The organism is Rhodoferax sp. (assembly GCF_039922535.1).
Classification (GTDB): Bacteria; Pseudomonadota; Gammaproteobacteria; order Burkholderiales; family Burkholderiaceae_C; genus Rhodoferax_B.
This window is the reverse complement of the sequence record NZ_JBDTEM010000037.1, coordinates 1-5,506: the sequence shown is the minus strand read 5'-3', so window position 1 is coordinate 5,506 and position 5,506 is coordinate 1. Positions and strand designations below refer to the sequence as shown.

General features: G+C 64.5%; 5 protein-coding genes and 1 pseudogene. 3 read left to right on the top strand and 3 right to left on the bottom strand.

The window, feature by feature from the left end:
* The 3 genes and pseudogenes from ABI213_RS01440 to ABI213_RS01430 all read right to left on the bottom strand — a co-directional run.
* Nucleotides 1–238, bottom strand: a pseudogene (locus ABI213_RS01440) (sulfurtransferase); the annotation flags it as partial.
* 13 nt (nucleotides 239–251) lie between these two features.
* Nucleotides 252–1,160, bottom strand: coding sequence for a DMT family transporter (locus ABI213_RS01435; protein WP_348025803.1), 909 nt, complete (start codon nucleotides 1,158–1,160; stop codon nucleotides 252–254).
* A 73-nt stretch (nucleotides 1,161–1,233) separates the two neighbouring features.
* The gene (locus ABI213_RS01430) at nucleotides 1,234–2,376 is read right to left on the bottom strand and encodes an aromatic ring-hydroxylating dioxygenase subunit alpha (RefSeq protein WP_348025801.1); all 1,143 of its coding nucleotides are present in this window, start codon (nucleotides 2,374–2,376) and stop codon (nucleotides 1,234–1,236) included.
* Between the two features lie 215 nt (nucleotides 2,377–2,591).
* On the opposite strand from ABI213_RS01430, the gene ABI213_RS01425 reads away from it, so the two are divergent.
* The 3 genes from ABI213_RS01425 to dxs all read left to right on the top strand — a co-directional run.
* Complete coding sequence (locus ABI213_RS01425) at nucleotides 2,592–2,846, top strand: exodeoxyribonuclease VII small subunit (protein WP_348005614.1); 255 nt, start codon at nucleotides 2,592–2,594, stop codon at nucleotides 2,844–2,846.
* Nucleotides 2,843–3,796: a polyprenyl synthetase family protein gene (locus tag ABI213_RS01420; protein ID WP_348025799.1), complete on the top strand. Its 954-nt coding sequence runs from the start codon at nucleotides 2,843–2,845 to the stop codon at nucleotides 3,794–3,796. The genes ABI213_RS01425 and ABI213_RS01420 overlap by 4 nt, the downstream gene beginning before the upstream one ends.
* A 26-nt stretch (nucleotides 3,797–3,822) precedes the next feature.
* Nucleotides 3,823–5,506: 1-deoxy-D-xylulose-5-phosphate synthase (dxs, locus tag ABI213_RS01415; RefSeq protein ID WP_348025797.1), on the top strand; the 1,684-nt coding region annotated here is incomplete at its 3' end.

Below are 5,506 nucleotides of genomic sequence, written 5' to 3'. Positions count from 1 at the left end.
CAAAAGCCTCCATCAGCGGCAGCGGGTGGCGGCCGCCAGATTGAGCCGGCTCCAGGTGCACGGCGCTGAGGTTTTTATTCAGGTGCGCATACACCGCGCCAGGGATATGCGCGGCGCGGTACTGCTGTTCGCCTGCGTCCGGCTGTACCAGGTCAAAGCTGCAGTCAAACACCATAAAAGGCTGACCGCTGTGCTGCAGGGCCTGCAGTTGCGCTACGGAAATGAGCGTGGTGTACATGGAGCGATTCCTTTCAGTGTTCTTCTGCCGGGGCGTTGGGGGCGGCGCGGGCGCGCAGCACCGTGGCGGCAATGCCGCTGGCCATGATCAGCGCCATGCCAAACCAGCCCATGGGGGTGATGCGGTCGCCAAACAGTACCAGGCTGTAGATGGCGGCAAACACGATACCTGAATACTGCAGGCTAGCCACGGTGAGCATGGCACCCTGGGTTTTGGCCCCGGAGTAGGCCCGCGTCATGAACAACTGGCCCAGCGCAGCCAGCACGCCAATCGGCAGCAGCCAGGCGGCATGGCCCCATTCCCAAGCGGATGCGCCCACCAGCAGCGTCGCCACGCCGCCCACCACGGCCGAGCCCAGCGCAAAATAAAACACTGTGCGGGCCTCGGGCTCGCCAATGCGGCCCAGCGCCATCACCTGCATATAGGCAAAGGCCGAGCCCAGGCCCGACAGCAGGCCGATCAGGCCGCCAAACATCTCGTTCGGGTCCAGGCTGGGGCGCAGCACCATCACCACGCCGACAAAACCGGCCATTACCGTCAGCACCAGCGGGCCTTGTTGCAAAGGACCTGCGCCGCTGCCGGGCCGCCAGGCGATCAGCGCGCCGCCGACCAGAAAGGCCGCAATCCAGATACTGCTCATGTAGTTCAGCGTCATGGCGGTGGCCAGCGGCAGGTGGGCAATGGCGTAGAACCAACCGCCCATGGAGGCCACGCCGATGGTGCTGCGCCAGGCGTGCATGCCGGGGTAGGCGGTTTTCAGGCTGACGCCCTGGGCCCGGGCCAGCGTGGCCAGAAAAGCCATGCCGATCAGGCCCCGGTAAAACACCAGTTCGGCGGAGTTGAAATAGGCCGAGGCAATCTTCACGCAGACCCCCATGGTGGCAAATACAAAGGCCGCCAAAACCATCCACAAGGCCTGCATGGGTACGCTTTCTAGAAATTTATAAAAAATAGGCCGTTGGCGCAGGTAGTACCTTCGCTGGCAGCTATTTATTCTATAGCGTGGCGCCGTCCATGGCACGGCGATACCACTCGTGGAAGTGCTGCATGCCGTCTTCCATGGGGCTCTGGTAGGGGCCGACTTCGTTGTCGCCGCGCTGCCACAGGGCCTTGCGGCCCGCGTCCATGCGCAGGGCGATTTCGTCATCTTCCACGCAAGTTTCCATATAGGCGGCCTGCTGGGCTTCGACGAAATCGCGCTCAAAGCAGGCGATTTCTTCGGGGTAGTAGAACTCCACCATGTTCAGCGTCTGGTTCGGGCTGATGGGGTGCAGGGTAGACACGGTGAGCACGTGCGGATACCACTCGACCATTACGTTGGGGTAGTAGGTGAGCCAGATCGCGCCGTGCTTGGGAGCCGCGCCCTGGTTGTAGGCCTTGAGCGCGTCCTGCCAGCGCTGGTAGGCCGGGCTGCCCGCCGCGCCCAGGCGTTGCGCCAAACCTACGGTTTGCACCGAATAGTTGTCCTTGAACTCCCACTGCAGGTCGTCGCAGGTCACAAAACCGCCCAGGCCGGGGTGGAAGGGGCCGACGTGGTAGTCCTCCAGATAGACCTCGATGAAGGTCTTCCAGTTGTAGTCGCACACATGCAGCTCCACATGGTCGAGTACGTGGCCGGTAAAGTCCAGATCAGCCAGCGGGCCCATGCCGGCCAGGTCGGCCTTTACGTCGCGGCTGCCTTCAAATAACAAGCCGTTCCACTCTTGCAGCGGGTACTGGTTCAGGTTCAGGCACGGGTCCTGGGCGAAATGCGGCGCGCCCAGCAGCGTGCCGGTGGGCGCGTGGGCACCGCCGCTGTACGTCCAGCGGTGCAAAGGGCAGACGATATTGCCGCCCGCGCTGCCAGGCTGGGTGGTGTTCAGCGAACCCCGGCCCTTGAGCATCACCGCCTGGCGGTGGCGGCAGACGTTGGACACCAGCTCCACGCCGCGCGGCGTGCGGGTCAGCACCCGGCCCTCGCCCTCTTGCGGCAGGGCGTAGTAGTCGCCCACCTCGGGTACGGCCAGTGTGTGGCCGACATAGCGTGGCCCCCGCTGGAAAATAGTGGCGACTTCACGCTGGAACAGCGCGTCATCAAAGTAGCTTGAAACTGGTAGTTGGCTTGCGGCCTGCTGCAGTTGAAGACTTAAATCAGACATAGGTTGTCCTGACAAGACTCCCCCTATGAAGGGGCAGGGTAGGCGCGAGAATCTCGCGCGGGAAAAGGCTCCGGCAGGGTTGGAAGGGGTTCCAGCCGATGGCGAAAAGAGGGGCGATTGTACCCGGCGGGCTGGTTTTGGCGGGCCCGCACCGTCACGGCATGCATGCCCGTAAAATCGGCGCTCTCTTTACATTCCTTCCTCTCGCTCCACACATGCCCAAGGCCGCAGCCAAACTTGACAAGACCGCTTCCTCCGAGGCCTTGCCCACCAGCTATGAAGCTGCCCAGATTGAGCTGGAACAGCTGGTTGGCCAGTTGGAGTCCGGCCAGATGCCGCTGGAGCAACTGCTGGGCGGCTACCAGCGTGGGGCCCAATTGCTGCAGTTTTGCCGCGACAAGCTGGACGCGGTGGAGCAGCAGATCAAGGTGCTGGACCAGGGTGTCCTCAAACCCTGGGCGCAAGAATGAGCGCGTCAAGCTTTGATTTGCAGGCCTGGAGCACCCAGGCCCTGGCGGTTGTCGAGAAGGCGCTGAGCGACTGGGTGGCCGCCGGTGGCGTGGTCGATGCCGAGCACCCCGCGCCCGCCGCCCTGCGTGAAGGCATGCGCTACGCGGTGCTGGACGGCGGCAAGCGCCTGCGTCCCTTGCTGGTGCTGGCTGCGCGCGAAGCCGTGGCCACCGGTGAAGACGCTGCCGTGACCGCCGGGCTGGACGATGCCGCCCTGCGCGCCGCCTGCGCCGCCGAGCTGATCCACGCCTATTCCCAGGTGCACGACGACATGCCGTGCATGGACAACGACATCCTGCGCCGCGGCAAGCCCACGGTGCACGTGCAGTTTGGTGAAGCCCAGGCCCTGCTGGCGGGCGATGCCCTGCAGGCGCTGGCGTTTGAAATACTCACCCCCGAAGCTGCCGCCGCCCCCGCCAGCGTGCAGGCCACGCTGTGCCGTTTGCTGGCCCAGGCTGCGGGTTACCAGGGCATGGCGGGCGGGCAGGCGATCGACCTGGCCAGCATCGGCATGGCCCTGACCGAAGAAGAGCTGCGCTGCATGCACCGCCTGAAAACCGGTGCCCTGCTGCAAGGCAGCGTGGTGATGGGCGCGGCCTGTACCGCCCGCCCACTGGCCCCGGCCACCCTGAACGCCTTGCACACCTACGGTGCGGCGCTGGGCCTGGCCTTCCAGGTGGTGGACGACATCCTGGACGTGACCGCCGACTCGGCCACGCTGGGCAAAACCGCCGGCAAAGATGCCGCCCAGGACAAACCCACTTACGTCTCTCTGCTGGGCCTCGACCGCTCGCTGGCCTATGCCCAGGAACTGCTGGCCCAGGCACTGGATGCGCTGGATGCCAGCGAACTGCACAATACCCAGGCGCTGCGTGCGTTGGCCGATATGGTGGTCAACCGGTCCAGTTAGACCGTGCCCGCCCCAAGAAAAAAATTATGAACCCTGCGTCTTACCCACTGCTGGAAACTATCAACGACCCGGCCGACCTGCGCCGTTTGCCGCGCCACGACCTGAAGCCGCTGGCCGACGAGCTGCGCGCCTTCGTGATCGACAGCGTGTCCAAAACCGGTGGCCACCTCAGCTCCAACCTGGGCACGGTGGAATTGACCGTGGCTTTGCACTACGTGTTCAACACCCCCGAAGACCGGCTGGTGTGGGACGTGGGCCACCAGACCTATCCGCACAAAATCCTCACCGGGCGGCGTGACCGTATGGCCAGCCTGCGCCAGATGGGTGGCTTGTCCGGCTTTCCGACGCGGTCCGAGAGCCCGTTTGACGCGTTCGGCACGGCGCATTCCAGCACCTCGATTTCTGCCGCGCTGGGCATGGCCATGGCGGCCAAGCAAAAGGGCGACAAGCGGCACAGCATCGCCATCATCGGCGACGGCGCGATGAGCGCGGGCATGGCCTTCGAGGCGCTGAACAACGCGGGTGTGTGCGACTGCAACCTGCTGGTCATTCTGAACGACAACGATATGAGCATCAGCCCGCCCGTGGGCGCGCTGAACCGCTACCTGGCGCAGCTGATGAGCGGCCAGTTCTACGCCGCCGCCAAAAGCGTCGGTAAGCAGGTGTTGAAGGGTGCCCCCCCGTTGTTCGAGCTGGCCAAGCGCCTGGAGCAGCACGCCAAGGGCATGGTGGTGCCCGCCACGCTGTTCGAAGCCTTTGGCTTCAACTACATCGGCCCCATCGACGGCCACGACCTGGAATCGCTGATCCCGACGCTGGAAAACATCAAGCACCTGACCGGCCCGCAGTTCTTACATGTGGTCACCAAAAAAGGCCAGGGCTACAAGATGGCCGAGGCCGACCCCGTGGCCTACCACGGCCCGGGCAAGTTCGACCCCGCGGTGGGCCTGCAAAAAGCCACTGCACCGGGCAAAGCCACCTTCACCCAGGTGTTTGGCAACTGGCTGTGCGACATGGCCGCGCAAGACAGCCGCCTGGTCGGCATCACGCCCGCCATGCGCGAAGGCTCGGGCCTGGTGGAGTTTGAAAAGCGCTTTCCCCAGCGTTACTACGATGTTGGGATTGCCGAGCAGCACGCGGTGACCTTCGCCGCCGGTATGGCCTGCGAAGGCCTGAAGCCGGTGGTGGCGATTTACTCGACCTTCTTGCAGCGTGCCTACGACCAGTTGATCCACGACGTGGCCTTGCAAAACCTGCCGGTGGTGTTTGCCCTGGACCGTGCCGGTCTGGTGGGGGCCGACGGAGCCACCCACGCTGGCGCCTACGACATTCCCTTCCTGCGCTGCATCCCCAATATGGGCGTGGCCTGTCCGGCGGACGAAAACGAATGCCGTCGCCTGCTCAGCAGCGCCTTTGCCCAAGACAACCCGGTCGCCGTGCGCTACCCACGTGGTGCCGGGGCCGGTGCCGCCATGGAGCCGGGCTTGCAGCCGCTGCCGTATGGCAAGGGCGAAATTCGCCGCCACAGCAAACAGGCTTCGGGGATGGCGATTTTGGCCTTTGGCACCTTGCTGTACCCCGCACTGGCCGTGGCCGAGAAGCTGGATGCCACGGTGGTGAATATGCGCTGGGCCAAGCCACTGGACGTAGCGCTGCTGCTGCAGATCGCGGCCACCCACGCCGCTTTAGTGACGGTGGAAGACGGTGCCG